General features: G+C 71.1%; 17 protein-coding genes. 5 read left to right on the forward strand and 12 right to left on the reverse strand.

Annotation, left to right across the window (positions count from 1 at the left end; all coding sequences use genetic code 11):
- Positions 1-2 precede the first annotated feature (2 nt).
- Positions 3-362, reverse strand: coding sequence for an NADH-quinone oxidoreductase subunit A (locus ACWCV3_RS04225; RefSeq protein WP_030813697.1), 360 nt, complete (start codon positions 360-362; stop codon positions 3-5).
- A 763-nt stretch (positions 363-1,125) separates the two neighbouring features.
- On the opposite strand from ACWCV3_RS04225, the gene ACWCV3_RS04230 reads away from it, so the two are divergent.
- Entirely contained in the window at positions 1,126-1,950 is an 825-nt protein-coding gene (locus ACWCV3_RS04230) for a C40 family peptidase (protein ID WP_451218035.1), read from the forward strand.
- Between the two features lie 115 nt (positions 1,951-2,065).
- Here ACWCV3_RS04230 and ACWCV3_RS04235 read toward each other — a convergent pair whose 3' ends face one another.
- On the reverse strand, positions 2,066-3,400 hold the full coding sequence (locus tag ACWCV3_RS04235; RefSeq protein WP_451218038.1) for a geranylgeranyl reductase family protein: 1,335 nt from the start codon (positions 3,398-3,400) through the stop codon (positions 2,066-2,068).
- A gap of 47 nt (positions 3,401-3,447) precedes the next feature.
- Here ACWCV3_RS04235 and ACWCV3_RS04240 point away from each other — a divergent pair, with 47 nt between their 5' ends.
- Entirely contained in the window at positions 3,448-3,954 is a 507-nt protein-coding gene (locus ACWCV3_RS04240; RefSeq protein ID WP_451218041.1) for a GNAT family N-acetyltransferase, read from the forward strand.
- 119 nt (positions 3,955-4,073) lie between these two features.
- Positions 4,074-4,382 (forward strand): PASTA domain-containing protein, encoded by a 309-nt coding sequence (locus ACWCV3_RS04245; RefSeq protein ID WP_451218044.1) that lies wholly within the window; start codon positions 4,074-4,076, stop codon positions 4,380-4,382.
- 31 nt (positions 4,383-4,413) lie between these two features.
- Here ACWCV3_RS04245 and ACWCV3_RS04250 read toward each other — a convergent pair whose 3' ends face one another.
- From ACWCV3_RS04250 to ACWCV3_RS04275, 6 genes are all read right to left on the reverse strand, one after another.
- Complete coding sequence (locus ACWCV3_RS04250; RefSeq protein WP_451218047.1) at positions 4,414-5,106, reverse strand: demethylmenaquinone methyltransferase; 693 nt, start codon at positions 5,104-5,106, stop codon at positions 4,414-4,416.
- A 204-nt stretch (positions 5,107-5,310) separates the two neighbouring features.
- A complete protein-coding gene (locus tag ACWCV3_RS04255) occupies positions 5,311-5,910 on the reverse strand; it encodes a hypothetical protein (RefSeq protein WP_451218050.1) in 600 nt (199 codons plus the stop codon).
- Positions 5,911-5,917: 7 nt separating this feature from the next.
- Complete coding sequence (mqnC, locus tag ACWCV3_RS04260) at positions 5,918-7,132, reverse strand: cyclic dehypoxanthinyl futalosine synthase (RefSeq protein WP_031183145.1); 1,215 nt, start codon at positions 7,130-7,132, stop codon at positions 5,918-5,920.
- A gap of 139 nt (positions 7,133-7,271) precedes the next feature.
- Positions 7,272-7,988, reverse strand: a complete 717-nt coding sequence (locus ACWCV3_RS04265; RefSeq protein WP_451218053.1) for a prepilin peptidase — start codon at positions 7,986-7,988, stop codon at positions 7,272-7,274.
- Positions 7,981-9,549 carry a serine/threonine-protein kinase gene (locus tag ACWCV3_RS04270; protein ID WP_451218056.1) on the reverse strand — a complete coding sequence of 523 codons (1,569 nt, stop codon included), beginning with the start codon at positions 9,547-9,549 and terminating at the stop codon, positions 7,981-7,983. Before ACWCV3_RS04270 ends, ACWCV3_RS04265 begins: the two co-directional genes overlap by 8 nt.
- Positions 9,550-9,604: 55 nt before the next feature.
- A complete protein-coding gene (locus ACWCV3_RS04275) occupies positions 9,605-10,453 on the reverse strand; it encodes a menaquinone biosynthetic enzyme MqnA/MqnD family protein (protein ID WP_451218059.1) in 849 nt (282 codons plus the stop codon).
- 285 nt (positions 10,454-10,738) lie between these two features.
- Between ACWCV3_RS04275 and ACWCV3_RS04280 the strand changes: the two genes are divergently transcribed.
- Both ACWCV3_RS04280 and ACWCV3_RS04285 read left to right on the forward strand, forming a co-directional pair.
- Entirely contained in the window at positions 10,739-10,942 is a 204-nt protein-coding gene (locus ACWCV3_RS04280; RefSeq protein ID WP_030813734.1) for a cold-shock protein, read from the forward strand.
- Positions 10,943-11,163: 221 nt separating this feature from the next.
- Complete coding sequence (locus ACWCV3_RS04285) at positions 11,164-11,835, forward strand: class I SAM-dependent DNA methyltransferase (RefSeq protein ID WP_451218063.1); 672 nt, start codon at positions 11,164-11,166, stop codon at positions 11,833-11,835.
- Here the strand turns inward: ACWCV3_RS04285 and ACWCV3_RS04290 are convergent.
- The 4 genes from ACWCV3_RS04290 to mqnE form a co-directional block, all read right to left on the reverse strand.
- The gene (locus tag ACWCV3_RS04290) at positions 11,817-13,706 is read right to left on the reverse strand and encodes an AMP-dependent synthetase/ligase (protein ID WP_451218244.1); all 1,890 of its coding nucleotides are present in this window, start codon (positions 13,704-13,706) and stop codon (positions 11,817-11,819) included. The two genes, ACWCV3_RS04285 and ACWCV3_RS04290, sit on opposite strands and share 19 nt — an antisense overlap.
- Positions 13,707-14,042: 336 nt before the next feature.
- Complete coding sequence (locus ACWCV3_RS04295) at positions 14,043-14,330, reverse strand: DUF4229 domain-containing protein (RefSeq protein ID WP_350745740.1); 288 nt, start codon at positions 14,328-14,330, stop codon at positions 14,043-14,045.
- A gap of 94 nt (positions 14,331-14,424) precedes the next feature.
- Positions 14,425-14,958 (reverse strand): N-acetyltransferase family protein, encoded by a 534-nt coding sequence (locus tag ACWCV3_RS04300; protein WP_451218066.1) that lies wholly within the window; start codon positions 14,956-14,958, stop codon positions 14,425-14,427.
- Positions 14,959-15,009: 51 nt separating this feature from the next.
- Positions 15,010-16,173, reverse strand: coding sequence for an aminofutalosine synthase MqnE (gene mqnE, locus ACWCV3_RS04305; protein WP_451218069.1), 1,164 nt, complete (start codon positions 16,171-16,173; stop codon positions 15,010-15,012).
- Positions 16,174-16,183: the final 10 nt, after the last annotated feature.

A 16,183-nucleotide genomic window follows, 5' to 3' on the forward strand; every position in this document is an offset into this window, starting at 1 on the left:
CCTCAGTCCCATTCCAGGCCGCCGCGCCGCCATACGTACGCGTACGCGACGAAGACGGTGAGCACGAAGAGCAGCATCTCCACGAGCCCGAAGACCCCGAGCGCGTCGAAGGTGACGGCCCAGGGGTAGAGGAAGACGATCTCGATGTCGAAGACGATGAAGAGCATCGCCGTCAGGTAGTACTTGATGGGGAAGCGCCCGCCGCCGGCCGGCGTGGGGGTCGGCTCGATGCCGCATTCGTAGGCTTCGAGCTTCGCGCGGTTGTAGCGCTTCGGACCGATCAGCGCGGCCATGACCACGGAGAAGATCGCAAAGCCTGCCCCGAGGGCTCCCAGTACGAGGATGGGCGCGTACGCGTTCACCGCTCCTCGCTCCCTTCAGTCGGCATTGACTGGTGGCGGATCACGGGCTCACAGCCGCTTCTTCCGTCCCACCGACCCCACCCGTCCCGGCGAAGATCGAGAACATGTGAAGCAGGTCACAAGCCCAACTGCTCCGCATCCTATGCCCGCCGCTCTGTGATCTGCGACACGGGGTATTGCACAAGCTTTGTGATCTCCACCACCTGACGAAGGATCATGAAGCCGGAGGATGGGTGATCTTCACACCCGAAGCGTTCAGTTGATCACCAGAAGTGACAATCCCGCTCGTCCGCGCACGTCAGAAGGGGAGCGGGGGGTTGGCTCAATATCAAGATGGTTCCGGTGCATGCAAATTGGCGCTGGACGCATGCGGCTGCTAGTGGAGGGCGTTCACACCTCGGAGGGAGATCCGGGGCGCGGTGTGGACGCCGCCGGAGCACGTGCGCGCGTTCACGAAGTCGCCGCGCGCGGCCGATCGTCGCGGACGCGACTCCTCCGGATACCGTTCCGTGACCTCCGCCACACCGGTGGCGGGCGTTCCGGAGCCGGGCTTGGCCATCGACCCCAACCGATGGTAGGCGCGGGGCAATTCGGACGTAATGATCAAAGACCGTGATCAACGACCCAATGATCCCCGTCCGCTATGTCCGTTACGGCGTCAATAAAGAGGGACGCGAGCGGGTTTCGGAGATCCGATTGAACAATTGTGGCGCAGCACACGTTTGTTGAAGATATGAAGGAGCCCCTGGTACCGGTTGTTCCCATGTCCCACACCGCTCACATACGCAGCCACCGGAAGCCCCGCCGCAGCGCGTCGTCCATCGTCGTGCGGTCCGGTGTCGCCGGCGGCGTCCTCAGCACCCTGGCGGTCGCCGGAGCGGCCGGTTACGCGAACGCGGCCGAGGCCGAGCCCGTGACGCAGACGCTCGAACTCCCCACCCTCACCGCCGACGTGGCCACCCAGGTCGCGCAGTCCGCGGACGCCACCCAGCAGGCGGCCGCGAACTACGAGCTGCAGGCCGAGCGTGACGCGGCCGCCGCCAGTGCCGCGAAGCAGGCCAAGGCGGACCTCGCCGAGGCCAAGCAGAAGGCCGAGGCGAAGAAGAAGGCACAGGAGAAGGCCCGTAAGGAGGCCGCCGCCCGTGCCACCCGCAACGCCGAGCGCACCGTGCTCTCCGCGTCCGCGAGCACCGACGCGGGCAGCTCCGCGGTCACCGGCTCGTCCAGCGCGACCGGCTCGGCCGCGTCCATCGTGTCGTTCGTGAAGGCCCAGGTCGGCAAGGCGTACGTCTCCGGCGCCACCGGTCCGTCCGCCTACGACTGCTCCGGCCTGGTCCAGACGGCGTTCAAGCAGGTCGGCATCAGCCTGCCGCGCGTCTCCCAGGACCAGTCCACGGCCGGCACCCAGGTCTCCCTGGACAGCCTGCAGCCCGGCGACATCCTCTACTGGGGCAGCGCGGGCAGCGCTTACCACGTGGGCGTCTACGTCGGCGACGGCATGTTCGTCGGCGCCCAGAACCCCTCCACGGGCGTCGTGGAGCGTCCCCTCTCCTACGACCAGCCCACCGGCGCGGTCCGGGTCCTCTGACCCCCTCCAGCCATCCGCACGACAAGGCCGCTGCCCTCGGGGGGCAGCGGCCTTGTCGGTCGTCGGGCGGACCGGGCGCCCCGGTCCGGTGGGACGAGGCGCCCTCGGTCCGGGTTCACGCCTTGGGGGCCATCTTCGTCAGGCCGTTGATCACACGGTCCATGGCGTCGCCGCCCGTGGGGTCCGTCAGGTTGGCGAGGAGCTTGAGGACGAACCTCATCAGCAGGGGGTGCGTGAGGCCGCGCTGGGCGCCGATCTGCATGACCTTGGGGTTGCCGATGAGCTTCACGAAGGCGCGGCCGAGCGTGTAGTAGCCGCCGTAGGTGTCCTTGAGGACGCGGGGGTAGCGCTGGAGGGCGATCTCCCGGGTGGCCGGGGTGGGGCGGGCGTGGGCCTGGACGATGACGTCCGCGGCGAGCTGACCGGACTCCATGGCGTAGGCGATGCCCTCGCCGTTGAAGGGGTTCACCATGCCGCCGGCGTCACCGACCAGCAGCAGGCCCCTGGTGTAGTGCGGCTGGCGGTTGAACGCCATCGGCAGGGCGGCGCCCCGGATCGGGCCCGTCATGTGCTCCGGGGTGTAGCCCCACTCCTCCGGCATCGAGGCGCACCACGCCTTGAGCACCTCGCGCCAGTCCAGTTCCTTGAAGGACTCCGAGGTGTTCAGCACGCCGAGACCCACGTTGGACGTGCCGTCGCCCATGCCGAAGATCCAGCCGTAGCCGGGCAGCAGGCGGTCCTGGGCGCCGCGGCGGTCCCACAGCTCCAGCCAGGACTCCAGGTAGTCGTCGTCGTGACGCGGCGACTCGAAGTACGTGCGCACCGCGACGCCCATCGGGCGGTCCTCCCGGCGGTGCAGGCCCATGGCCAGCGAGAGCCGGGTGGAGTTGCCGTCGGCGGCGACCACGAGCGGTGCGTGGAAGGTCACCGGGCGCTTGTCGTCGCCCAGCTTCGCCGTCACGCCGGTGATCCGGCCCGTACGGTCGTCGACGATCGGCCCGCTCACGTTGCACAGCTCGAACAGCCGGGCGCCCGCCTTCTGCGCCTGCCGGGCCAGCTGCTCGTCGAAGTCGTCCCGCTTGCGCACCAGACCGAAGTTCGGGTAGGAGGCGAGATCGGGCCAGTCCAGCTGGAGCCGGGACCCGCCGCCGATGATGCGCAGGCCCTTGTTGCGCAGCCAGCCCGCCTCCTCGGAGATGTCGATACCCATGGCCACGAGCTGCTTGACCGCGCGCGGGGTCAGACCGTCACCGCAGACCTTCTCCCTGGGGAACTCGGTCTTCTCCAGCAGCAGGACGTCGAGTCCGGCCTTGGCGAGGTGGTAGGCGGTGGTGGAGCCGGCCGGCCCGGCGCCCACGACGATCACGTCTGCGGTGTTGTCGGAGAGGGGCTCAGTCACGGCGGGTTCTCCCCAAGGTTGTGAATCTTCGTGCCGACGGGCACTGGACATGGGCAGTCTATTCAGCAGAATTGATCAACCGGCTGAAGGGCTGCCCCGTGAACCGAACTCACCCAGTGGTACGGCTGCGTGTGCCCACCGACGAGGACGCCTTCGCCTGGCACCGGGCCTTCGCCGATCCCGAGGTCATGCGGTTCCACGGGGGCCGGGCGGCCGAGCTGTCCGTGTACGAGGAACTCACCGCCCGGCAGCGGCGGCACGACGCCGAGCTGGGGTTCTGCCTGTGGTCCGTGCTCGACGGCTCCGGCGACGTGGTCGGGTTCACCGGGGCCCAGCCCTGGCCGCACGCGTGGGGGCCCGCCGGGGAGATCGAGATCGGGTGGCGGCTGGGGCGGGCGCACTGGGGTCTCGGGTACGCGTCCGTCGCCGCCCGGGACTGTCTCGACCGGGTCCGTGCCGCCGGGGTCCGGCGGGTGGTCGCCATGGTCGACGCCGAGAACGAGCGGTCCGTCGCCGTCACGCAGCGGCTGGGGATGCGGCTCTCCGAGCGGTTCGTCACCCCCTCCTCCGAGCGGCAAGGGCTCTGCTACTCCCTCGAGTTGTGACTCCGGGTAGTCGATTGTCACAGAAAGACAGATGTCGTTCCGGGCGCTCCCGTCCCGGAGTTACCCTGCCAGTACCGCTGGGGGTGACATCAGTGCCAATACCACCCAAAACGCCCGAGGTGCGCGTGCCCCGGTTCGTCGGGCTCATGGCCGTGGACGCCCGCGCGGCCGCCCGGGTCCGGGGCCTGCTCCTCAACGCACCGGACCGGCCCGAGTTCGCCGGGGTCGTCGTGGACTACGTCGTACGGCAGTTCCCCGCGCCCGGTGCGGAGGTCCCGCCGGACTCCGTGGTCTACGTGTGGTTCGACTTCCAGGAGGGCGAGGGAGGCGGGGGCGTGCGGGAACCCCGGTTGCCCGCGCCGCCCTCCGGAGGGCTTCAGCGTGAACTCGGGGAGCCCGGGGACGCGTTCGAGATGACCGCCCGGTGAGGAGGCCCTCGCCGGAGGCTTGCGGGGGCGGCTACTTCTTGAAGCCCCGGTGCAGGGCCACCACTCCGCCCGTCAGGTTGCGCCAGGCCACGTTCTGCCAGCCCGCCTTCCGCAGCCTCTCCGCCAGGGCCGGCTGGTCCGGCCAGGCGCGGATGGACTCCGCCAGGTACACGTACGCGTCCGGGTTCGACGACACCGACCGTGCCACCGCAGGGAGCGCCCGCATCAGGTACTCCGTGTACACCGTGCGGAACGGGGCCCATGTGGGGTGCGAGAACTCGCAGATCACCACTCTGCCGCCCGGCTTCGTCACCCGGTACAGCTCCCTCAGCGCGGCGTCCGTGTCCTGGACGTTGCGCAGGCCGAAGGAGATCGTCACGGCGTCGAAGGTGTCGTCCTTGAACGGGAGCCTCGTCGCGTCGCCCGCCGTGACCGGGAGCCACGGGTGCTTCTTCTTGCCCACCTGGAGCATGCCCAGGGAGAAGTCGCAGGGGACCACGTAGGCGCCCGCCCTCGCGAAGGGGAGGGACGATGTCGCCGTGCCCGCCGCGAGGTCCAGGACCTTCTGCGCGGGGCGGGCGTCCACCGCCTTCGCCACCTCCTTGCGCCAGCGGCGGTCCTGGCCCAGCGACAGCACGTCGTTGGTGAGGTCGTACCGTTCCGCCACGCCGTCGAACATCTCGGCGACTTCGTGGGGCTGCTTGTTCAAGGAAGCGCGGGTCACGCTGTCATTGTGGCAGGCCGGTCGACTTCGGCTCGGGACGGGGGCGGTGGGTCGTGGGCGGGGCCGTGCCGGGGGGGGTGTGCGTCCTCGGTCCGGCGGCTCACGTTTCCACGATGCGCTGAACTTGCCTTCTCGCCGGCCGCTGCGGGCGGACACCCCCGGCACGTCCCCTCACCGCCGTCGCCGGCTCTCGCGCCGTCCCGGTCAGCGGCTTCTGTGGACGATGCGGCCCTCGATCACCGTCGCCACGCAGGTGCCTGCGCCTCGGGTCACCAGGTCCTCGCGCGACTCGACGTCGAACACCGCGAAGCGGGCCGCACCGCCCCGGGCCAGTGGTGGCAGGAGGATCAGAGGGCGGGGGGAGAGCGAGGGGGGGCCCGGCAGGCCGGGTGGGCGCCGGCCCACCGCCAGGGCCGCCCGGCGTACCACGTCCGCCACCGTGCGGGTTCGCAGCTCGCCCGCCACTGCCACCGTGCCGTGGGCCAGCATGCGTTGTACGCCTCGGCGCGCGCTCGCGCCGAGGGACGCCGGGTCCTTGCGGAAGATCTCCGCCGCCCGCTCGCCCGTGACGGGCTCCGTGCCCAGCACGTCCGCCTCCCGCGGGTCCGGGTGGTAGGTCGACTCCAGGAGCTCCGGGGCGTACGGGTTCAGCAGGCCCGGCAGGAGGATGCCGGGCCAGCGGCGGACCCTGGCCCCGGGGGCGGCTGCCGTCAGGGTGTCGTACGGGGCCACGGCTGCCACCGTCGCCCCGTCCACCAGGACCGCCGTCTCCGGGGAGTTCTCGGCTACGTGAAGTGTCAGCACTTGGCGTCTAGTTGGAGGCGATCAGCTTCAGTTCGGGGTGGGCGGTGCCGCCCTCGATCGCGGTCGAGGAGATGTGGGAGACCACCCTGTCGTCGACCGGGTCGTTCGCCGGGTCGTCGTGGACCACCAGGTGCTCGTAGGTGGTCGCCCGCTGCGCGGGGGTACGGCCCGCCTTGCGGATCAGGTCGATGATCTCCAGGCGGTTGCTGCGGTGCTTGGCCCCGGCCGAGGAGACCACGTTCTCCTCCAGCATGATGGAGCCCAGGTCGTCCGCGCCGTAGTGCAGCGAGAGCTGGCCCACTTCCTTGCCCGTGGTCAGCCACGAGCCCTGGATGTGCTGGACGTTGTCCATGAACAGGCGGGCGATCGCGATCATGCGCAGGTACTCGAAGAGCGTCGCCTGCGTGCGGCCCTTCAGGTGGTTGTTCTCCGGCTGGTAGGTGTACGGGATGAAGGCCCGGAAGCCGCCCGTACGGTCCTGCACGTCCCGGATCATGCGCAGGTGCTCGATGCGCTCGGCGTTCGTCTCGCCCGTGCCCATCAGCATCGTGGACGTCGACTCCACGCCCAGGTTGTGCGCCGTCTCCATGATCTCCAGCCAGCGCTCGCCGCTCTCCTTCAGCGGGGCGATCGCCTTGCGGGGGCGGGCCGGGAGCAGCTCCGCGCCGGCGCCCGCGAAGGAGTCCAGCCCCGCCTGGTGGATGCGGGTGATCGCCTCCTCCACCGAGACCTTGGAGATCCGGGCCATGTGCTCGACCTCGGACGCGCCGAGGGAGTGGATGACCAGCTGCGGGAACGCGTCCTTGATCGCCTTGAAGTGCGACTCGTAGTACTCGACGCCGTAGTCCGGGTGGTGGCCGCCCTGGAACATGATCTGGGTGCCGCCCAGTTCGACCGTCTCCGCGCAACGGCGCAGGATGTCGTCCAGGTCGCGGCTCCAGCCCTTCTTGGTGTCCTTCGGGGCCGCGTAGAAGGCGCAGAACTTGCACGCCGTGACGCACACGTTCGTGTAGTTGATGTTGCGCTCGATGATGTACGTGGCGATGTGCTCGGTGCCCGCGTACTTGCGGCGGCGCACGGCGTCGGCGGCCGCGCCGAGCGCGTGCAGGGGGGCGTCGCGGTAGAGGACGAGCGCTTCCTCGGGCGTGATGCGTCCGCCCGCCGCGGCTCGGTCCAGCACGGCTGCGACATCCAAAGAGGCGAGTTCGGCCTTCTCGGTCACCGGGCGTCCCTTTCGTCAAGGGTTGATCAAGGAGAGTGCGCGTGGCGCTCGGAACAAGGTGGGGGCGGGAGACGGGTGGGCGGACCCAGTCAGCCTACGCCAGCGTCTCTGATCACCCGACTTCAGGCCGTACGGGCGCTCAGGACGCGTACGCGCCCAGCAGTACGCCCAGCAGCGTGCCGGTCAGCAGGAAAGGGCCGAAGGGGATGGCCGACTTGCGGGTGGCTCTGCGGGTCAGGAGGAGGACCAGGCCGTACAGCGCGCCCGTGGTGAAGGTGGCGAACGTGCCGAGCATCAGGGTGGGCCAGCCGTACCAGCCGAGGGCCGCGCCCACGGCCGGGGCCAGTTTGACGTCTCCGAAGCCCATGCCGGAGGGGTTGAGGAGGTGGAGGGCCAGATAGGCGGCGGCCAGGGTCAGGGCTCCGTAGAGGGCGGTGCGGTAGGTGCCGGTGTGGTCGGGGAGCCGGGCCGCCAGGGCCAGGAGGAGCAGGAGCGCCGGGGTCAGGGGGAGGGTCAGGGGGTCCGGGAGTCGCTGCACCCGCAGGTCCACCGCGGTCAGCAGGATCGCCACCGGGGCCAGGGTCAGCCAGGCCGGCAGTTCCGGGCGGGGGCCGGTCGCCAGGGCGAGGAGGGCGCAGACCGCGGCCGTGAGCAAGGGGAGGGCGACCGCCGTCCTGCGCGGGCACCCGCGGCACGGGGTCGTGCCCAGCCAGCCGGTCAGCGGGTGGCCCGCCTCGCACGTCGTGCGCCACGGGGTGCCCTGCGGGGTCGTGAAGCGGTACGCGGCCCTCGGGAGCAGGGCGCCCGTCACGGCGCCCCACAGGGCGGCGAGGGCGGCGGGCAGCAGGTCATTCATCGGGGGACACCTTGGACAGGCGGGCCTCGGGGTTGCCCTCCGCCGCGGCGGTGGAGGTGTAGGTGAGGTCGTCGTCCCCGGTGGGGGTCAGCCGGATCTCGTGCGGGGCGGGGTCGCAGCCCTTGTGGTTGCTCTTCGCACCGGTCGCCGTGGCCAGCAGGCGGGTGGAGTCGGCCTGCTTCAGCGTGAGCACGTCCTCGCAGATCCCGCCCAGCTGGTCCGTCTGACGCAGACTGCCCAGTTCCTTGCCCACCGCCGCCCGGTGGACCTTGACGCGGAAGGTGCCGATGGGCAACGCGCCGTCCAGCGCGGTGGCCTTGCCCTCCCAGGTACCCAGGTAGCGGACCGGGACCCCGCCGCCGCGGCCGGCCGGGGCCGAGTGGGTCGGGGCGCTGCCCGCCGTGTGGTCGCCGTCGCCGGAGCCGGGGTGCAGCCAGGTGGTGACACCCAGGGAGACCGCCGCCAGCGCGCCCGCCACCGCGAGGGCCACCGTGCAGCTCATCCGGCGCCCGCGCCCCCGCTCCCCAAGTGCCGAGGTCGCCGCCAGGCTGACGCTCACCTTGCCGGGTGCCGCCCGCGTGGCCGGGTTCATCACCGGTGCCGGGCCGAACCGCCCCGGCACCGCGGGGCTGCTGAAGTCCACCGGACCCGAGGACGCGTCGGCGGACGTCTCCAGGTTGAGGATCCGGACCGCGCTCCGGCTGACCTGCTCGACCAGGGGGCCGGGGAGCCAGCCGCCGGTGATCAGGTCTGCCGCGCCCTGCGGGGCGAGGCGGCGGGCGAGGCCGGCGGGGGCGGGGCGGCCGGCGGGGTCCTTGGCCAGGCAGGCGGCCGTGATCTCGCGCAACCCGCTGTCCAGTGAACCGAGTTCCGGTTCCTCGTGGACCACCTTGTAGAGCAGGGCGGCCGAGGAGTCGCCGGGGAAGGGCGGGGCGCCTGTCGCGGCGTAGGCGAGGACCGCACCCAGGGAGAAGACGTCCGCCGCCCCGGTGATCCGGCCGCCGAGGATCTGTTCGGGGGCCATGTAGCCGGGTGAACCGACCGAGGCGCCGGTCGCGGTGAGGGAGGCGGTGCCGGAGGTCGCGCGGGCGATGCCGAAGTCGATCAGCAGCGGGCCGTCCAGGGTGAGGAGCACGTTGGAGGGCTTCACGTCCCGGTGGACGAGGTCCAGCGCGTGCACGGTGGTCAGCGCCTCGGCGAGGCCGGCGCCCAGCGCCCGAACGGTGTGTCGGGGCAGCGGGCCGTGGGTGGTGACGGCCTGGGCGAGGGAGGGACCGGCCACGTACTCCGTGGCGGCCCAGGGGACCGGGGCGTCCGGGTCGGCGTCGAGCACGGGCGCGGTCCAGGCACCGCCCACCCGGCGCGCGGCCGCCACCTCGCGGCGGAAGCGGGCCCGGAACTCCTCGTCCAGCGCGTACTGCGGGTGGACGATCTTCACGGCGACGGTCCGGCCGCCCGCGCTGCGGCCCAGGTAGACACGGCCCATGCCACCGGAGCCGAGCCGGCCGAGCAGCCGGTACGGGCCGACGGCGGCCGGTTCGTCAGCTCCGAGCGGCTGCATGGCGATCCCTCCCCCGCGGGCTCCCCCGTAAAGCCTCGCCCCGGCAGCGTAGTGACTACGCCCCGAGCAGATCCACCTTCACGTCGGCCGGGAAGCCGGTCGTGGGGCCGACGCGGCGGGCGAACTCCGTCACCGCCTCCAGCTGCGGGGGCCCGAAGGAGAAGTCGAGGGTGGTGAAGTACTGCTCCAGGGTCGCCTCGTCGAAGGCCTCCCAGCGGGCCGCCTGCTCGGCGACCTTGCCGACCTCCTCGAGGGACACGTTCCGGGAGGCGAGGAACGCCTCGTGCACCTTGCGGGTGATCTCCGGCTCGCGTTCGGCGTAATCGCGCCGCGCGGCCCACACGGCGAAGACGAACGGCAGGCCCGTCCACTCCTTCCACAGCGCGCCCAGGTCGTGCACCTGAAGGCCGTACCGCGGCGCGTCGACCAGGTTGGCGCGCAGGGCAGCGTCGCCGATGAGGACGGCGGCGTCCGCCTCCTGCATCATCAGGCTGAGGTCGGGCGGGCAGGTGTAGTACTCCGGGCGGACCCCGTACCGCTCGGCCAGCAGCAACTGGGCCAGGCGGACCGAGGTCCGCGAGGTCGAGCCGAGGGCGACGCGCGCGCCGTCGAGCTGGTCCAGGGGCACTTGCGAGACGATCACGCAGGACATCACCGGGCCGTCGCAGCCCACCGCGATGTCGGGGAAGGCGACCAGGTCACCGGCGTTGCGCAGGAATTCCACGAGCGTGATGGGGCCGATGTCGAGATCACCGCGCACGAGCTGCTCGCTGAGCTTCTCCGGGGTGTCCTTGGTCAGCTCGAAGTCGAGGAGCGTGCCGGTTCTCGCGAGCCCCCAGTAGAGGGGCAGGCAGTTGAGGAACTGGATGTGGCCGACGCGCGGCCGGGTGCGAGAATTGTCCACATCGCGAGACTAGACCCCTTGCGTCACGAGGCCCCGACCGGGCCGTGGTCGGGGCGCCCGGCAGAGGGTTCAAACATTCGGGTGACGTGATCTTGACCTCTATTGCTTTCCGGTGCCCGCGTGCTAGGCTCGCCGCAAGTTGCAGTTTGGTTTCCCTTGCAGTACAGAGCCTGCGGAGCATGTGACCGCGGGCTCTCGTCGTTTTCAGATGAATGCAGTTGTGCAGCACCGTTCGCACTTGCAGGTTCTGGAGCAGGGCAACCCTTTTGGGCCCAAGGAGGGCTTATGGCTACCGGAACCGTTAAGTGGTTCAACGCCGAAAAGGGCTTTGGCTTCATCGCCCAGGAGGGCGGCGGCCCCGACGTCTTCGTTCACTACTCCGCGATCAACGCCACCGGCTTCCGCTCCCTCGAGGAGAACCAGCAGGTGAACTTCGACGTGACCCAGGGCCCGAAGGGTCCGCAGGCGGAGAACGTCACCCCCGTCTGATCACTGCCTGATCGCAGAACCTGAGTGCAGTACCCAAGGAGCCCCGCGCCTTCCGGCGACGGGGCTCCTGCCTTTCGCCGTGACGTCCCGATGAATTCCGGGCGAATTCCGCACCCCGCCCGCCGGGCATCGCTGACCCGGGGCCGCGCTTTTCCGGCAGCCGAGTTCTCACCCGAACGGCCGCCGGGAAGTCTCCGGGAACAGCCCTTAGGGTCGCTCCCATGACCGACACGCCCGCCTCTCCCGACTTCCTCGCCGCGACCCGCGCGTTCTACGACGCGATCGCCGAGGACTACTCCGATCATTTCCGCGCGGCGCATCTCGCCGAGCCCTTCGACCGGGCCCTGCTGAAGGTGTTCGCGGAGCTGGTGGGACCGGGCGCGGCCGTGGCCGACCTGGGATGCGGGCCGGGCCGGGTCACCGGGTTCCTGGCCGCCGAGGGGCTCGACGTGTTCGGGCTCGACCTCTCCCCCGCCATGCTGGCGGTCGCCCGCCGCGAGAACCCCGGCCTGCGCTTCGAGCAGGGCTCCATGCTGGAGCTGGACCTCCCCGACGGGGGGCTTGCCGGTGTCGTGTCCTGGTACTCCAGCATCCACACCCCGGCCGAACGGCTGCCCGCGCTGTTCGCCGGGTTCCGCCGCGTGCTGGCGCCGGGCGGGCATCTACTGCTGGCCTTCCAGGCGGGTGAGGAGCCCCGGCGCCACGACCGGCCCTGGGGCCATCCGGTCAGCCTGGACTTCCTGCGCCGTGACCCGGACCGCATGGCCGCGCTGCTGGAGGAGGCAGGCTTCGCCGTCATGTCCCGCACGGTGCGCGCGCCGGGCCCCTCGGAACCCGTCCCGCAGGCCTGCCTGCTGGCCCGGCGGAGCCCGGATCAGGGCCCGGTGACCTGACCCGAACCCTTGTACAGGCCCTCCACCGCGTCCGCGAAGTCGCGCAGGATGCGGGCGCGGCGGAGTTTCATGGACGGGGTGAGGTGCCCGGTGTGCTCGTCGAAGTCACCCGGCAGGACGGTGAAGCGCCGGATGGACTCGGGGCGGGAGACGAGCCGGTTGGCCTGCTCGATCGCGTCCCACAGCACGGCGTTCAGATCCGGGTCGCCGACGAGGAGTTCCGGCGGCACCGGGTGCTTGCCGTTCATCTGGCGCCAGTGGTGGACGCCTTCCGGGTCCAGGGTGATGAGGGCGCCGACGTAGGGGCGGCCGTCGCCGACGAGGAGGCAGTGGGAGATCAGGGGGTGCTGGCGCAGCCAGTTCTCCAGCGGGGCCGGGGCGACCGACTTGCCGCCCGCCGTGATCAGCAGTTCCTTCTTGCGGCCGGTGATGGTCAGGTAGCCGTCGTCGTCCAGCTCGCCCAGGTCCCCGGTGGCGAGCCATCCGTCGCGGGTGGCGGGGACGACACCGCCCGCCTGCTGGTCCCAGTAACCACGCAGCACGTGGTCGCCGGAGATCAGGATCTCGCCGTCGGCCGCGATCCGGACCCGGGTGCCGGGCAGCGGCCGGCCGACGGTGCCGAGGCGGGGCCGCAGCGGCGGGGTGACCGTGGTGGCACCGGTGGACTCGGTGAGTCCGTACCCCTCGAAGATCTCGATGCCCGCGCCCGCGAAGAAGGCGGCCAGGCGGCGGCCGAGGGGAGAGCCGCCGCAGATGGCGTAGCGGACCTTGCCGCCCATGGCGGCTCGCAGCTTGCGGTAGACGAGCGGGTCGTAGAAGGAGCGGCCGGCCTTCAGGGCCGCGCCGGGGCCGTTGCCGGTGCCGGTCTGGCGGGCCTCCAGCGCCTCGCCGTAGCGCACGGCCGTGGCTGCGGCACGGTCGAAGGCGGCGGCCTTGCCGCTCGACTCGGCCTTCGCGCGGGCGGTGTTGTACACCTTCTCCAGCATGTACGGGATGGTCAGCAGGCAGGTCGGCCGGAAGGCGGCCAGGTCCGGCAGCAGATGTTCGGGCTTGAGGCTGGGGGCGTGGCCGAGGCGCACCCGGGCCCGGACGCAGGCGATGGCGACCATGCGGCCGAAGACGTGGGACATCGGCAGGAACAGCAGCACCGACGCCTCCTCACCGGTCGTCGCCTTGAACACCGGGTGCAGGAGTTCGATGGCGTTGTCGACCTCGGCGAAGAAGTTGCCGTGCGAGAGGGCGCAGCCCTTCGGGCGGCCGGTGGTGCCCGAGGTGTAGATCAGGGTGGCGAGGGTGTCGGGGCCCAGCATGCCCCGGCGCACGGACACCTCGCCGTCCGGGGTGCCCGCGCCCGCCTCGGCGAGCAGCTCCACGTGTCCCTCGTCGACGACCCAGACGTGCCGCAGGTCGGGCAGCAGGGCCAGTTCGGGCGCGATGGCGGCGCCCTGGGCGGTGGTCTCGGTGATCAGGGCGACGGCGCCGGAGTCCTGGAGTATCCAGCGGGTCTGGAAGACCGAGGAGGTCGGGTACACGGGGACGGTGACCAGGCCGGCCGCCCAGGCGGCGAAGTCCAGCAGGGTCCACTCGTACCGGGTGCGGGCCATGACGGCGATCCGCTCGCCGGGCATCAGCCCCTCCGAGACCAGCCCGCGCGCCACCGCCAGCACCTCGGCGGCGAACTGCCCGGCCGTCACGTCCTCCCACTCGCCGGAGGCGTTCCTCCGGCCGAGCACCACCGCGCCGGGCGCCGCCTCGGCGTTGTCGAAGGGCAGGTCGGCCAGCGACCCGTGGGTGACCGGGGGCGCGAAGGGCGGAACCGCCACTTCCCGTACGGCCCCGTCCAGGCGCCGGATCTCAGGTTCCACCAGCACCGGGCGGCCGTCGTAGTCGAGGGCCGAGACGTGCGGGGCGGGCGAGACGGGGGCGTTGGGGTACGGGGCGGTCACGGGCGGCTCCTGGGACGTGCAGCGGCGTACTGCTTGCTGCATGACATACGCGCCCCGCGCACCGGGGCGTTCAGGGCGGCCGTCCGTCGCTCCGGTGCGCCGCCGTCAGGCTGGCGATCGTACGAGGCGCCTGTGGTGACCCTGTGCGCATGGGGCGGTGGTCCGGCGCCGGATGTGTGCAGTCCCGGAGTTTTCGTGAGGGATGTTCCGCTTCGCGGCCGGAGCGGGGAAGCGGGGCCGGTTCAGGAGGCCCGGCCGGGGTCAGGAGGCCCGGCCGGCCGTCTCCGCCGCGTCCTCCTGGCTGCGGTTGGCGTCCAGGTTGGCCTTCATCCGCTCCACCCGGCCGGCCACCTGGACCGAGGCCCGCTCGCGCTCCTTGCGCAGCACCACCCAGCTGATGGGCGCCGAGAGGATCATGGCGAGCAGCACGATCCAGAAGAGGTTGGAGGCACCGAACCCGCGCGGGAAGATCCCGGAGTAGACGGCTCCCCAGGCGACCACGAGGCAGCCGGCGAAGACGCCGAGGCGCATCAGCGTGTAGCGGAGCATCTCAATCCACTCTTCCGTGTCGTTTCGGCCCCAAAGGCGTGCACCGTCCAGTGAAGCATGTCCCCTGCCCGATCTTGGCGCGGGGTGGGCGGGCTCAGCGCAGGGTCAGCAGCATGGTGACGTCGTCGCGGTACTCACCGGGCCCCACCCGGATGGCGTCCGGCACCCGGCCCACCTCGCGGTAGCCGCAGGAGGCGTAGAAGTGCTCCAGACCCAGCCCGCCCCGGCAGCCCAGCCGTATCGCGTCGATGCCGTCGATCCCGCGGGCGGCGTCGGCGGCGGCCGCCAGCAGGTCGCGACCGTGGCCCCGGCCCTGGTGCTTGGGGTGGACCATCACCGTGTACAGCCAGAGCCAGTGGTCCATCAGCCGGTGGGTGTTGAAGGTGAGGAACGCGGTCGCGACGACGCGCCCCGCTCCGTCCTCGTCGTCGCGCCCGATCAGCAGCCTGCTGTGCCCCTGGGCGAGCCGGGCCAGCGAGCGGACCAGCTCGAGGCGTATGTCCTCCCGGGCGGCGGGTGCCACGAAGCCGACGGCGCCGCCCGCGTCGGTGACGTCCGCCCACAGGTCGAGCAGACCGTCGCGCAGCTCGGGGGTGACGGACGGGTCCAGCGTGAAGGTAAGAGGCACGGGGCCAAGGTAGTCCTTACCTCGGCCCCGGCTCAACCAGCGTCCGCGACGTCAGACGCGCATCGCCTGCGGGGTCTCCCGGCGCAGCGGGTCCGGGCCCTCGTACTCGCGGATGATCTCGTACCGGGTGTTCCGCTCCACCGGGCGGAAGCCCGCGTCGCGGATCAGGTCGAGCAGGTCCTCACGGGTCAGCTTGTTCGGCGTGCCGTAGTTGTCCGCGTCGTGCGTGATCTTGTACTCGACGACCGAGCCGTCCATGTCGTCCGCGCCGTGCTGGAGGGCGAGCTGGGCGGTCTGCACGCCGTGCATCACCCAGAACACCTTCACGTGCGGCACGTTGTCGAACAGCAGCCGGGACACGGCGAACGTCTTCAGCGCCTCCGCGCCGGTCGCCATCTGGGTGCGCGCCTGGAGGCGGTTGCGGACCTTACCGTCCTTCATGTCCACGAAGTCGTGCTGGTAGCGCAGCGGGATGAAGACCTGGAAACCGCCGGTCTCGTCCTGGAGTTCGCGCAGCCGCAGCACGTGGTCCACCCGGTGCCGGGGCTCCTCGATGTGCCCGTACAGCATGGTGCACGGGGTCTTCAGACCCTTCTCGTGCGCCAGGCGGTGGATACGGGACCAGTCCTCCCAGTGCGTGCGGTGGTCCACGATGTGCTGCCGGACCTCCCAGTCGAAGATCTCGGCGCCACCGCCGGTCAGCGACTCCAGCCCGGCGTCGATCAGTTCGTCGAGGATCTCGCTCGCGCTCAGCCCGGAGATCGTCTCGAAGTGGTGGATCTCGGTGGCCGTGAACGCCTTCAGCGAGACGTGCGGCAGCGCGGCCTTCAGTTCCCGCAGCGAGCGCGGGTAGTAGCGCCACGGCAGGTTGGGGTGCAGGCCGTTGACGATGTGCAGCTCGGTGAGGTTCTCCGACTCCATCGCCTTGGCCAGCTTCACGGCCTCCTCGATGCGCATCGTGTACGCGTCCTTCTCGCCCGGCTTGCGCTGGAACGAGCAGTAGGCGCAGGACGCCGTGCACACGTTGGTCATGTTGAGGTGACGGTTGACGTTGAAGTGGACCACGTCACCGTTCTTGCGCGTGCGCACCTCGTGGGCGAGGCCGCCGAGCCACGCCAGGTCGTCCGACTCGTAGAGCGCGACGCCGTCCTCACGGGTCAGCCGCTCACCGGAGCGGACCTTGTCCTCCAGCTCGCGCTTGAGTCCGACGTCCATACCAAAACCT

The organism is Streptomyces sp. NPDC001781 (assembly GCF_053596035.1).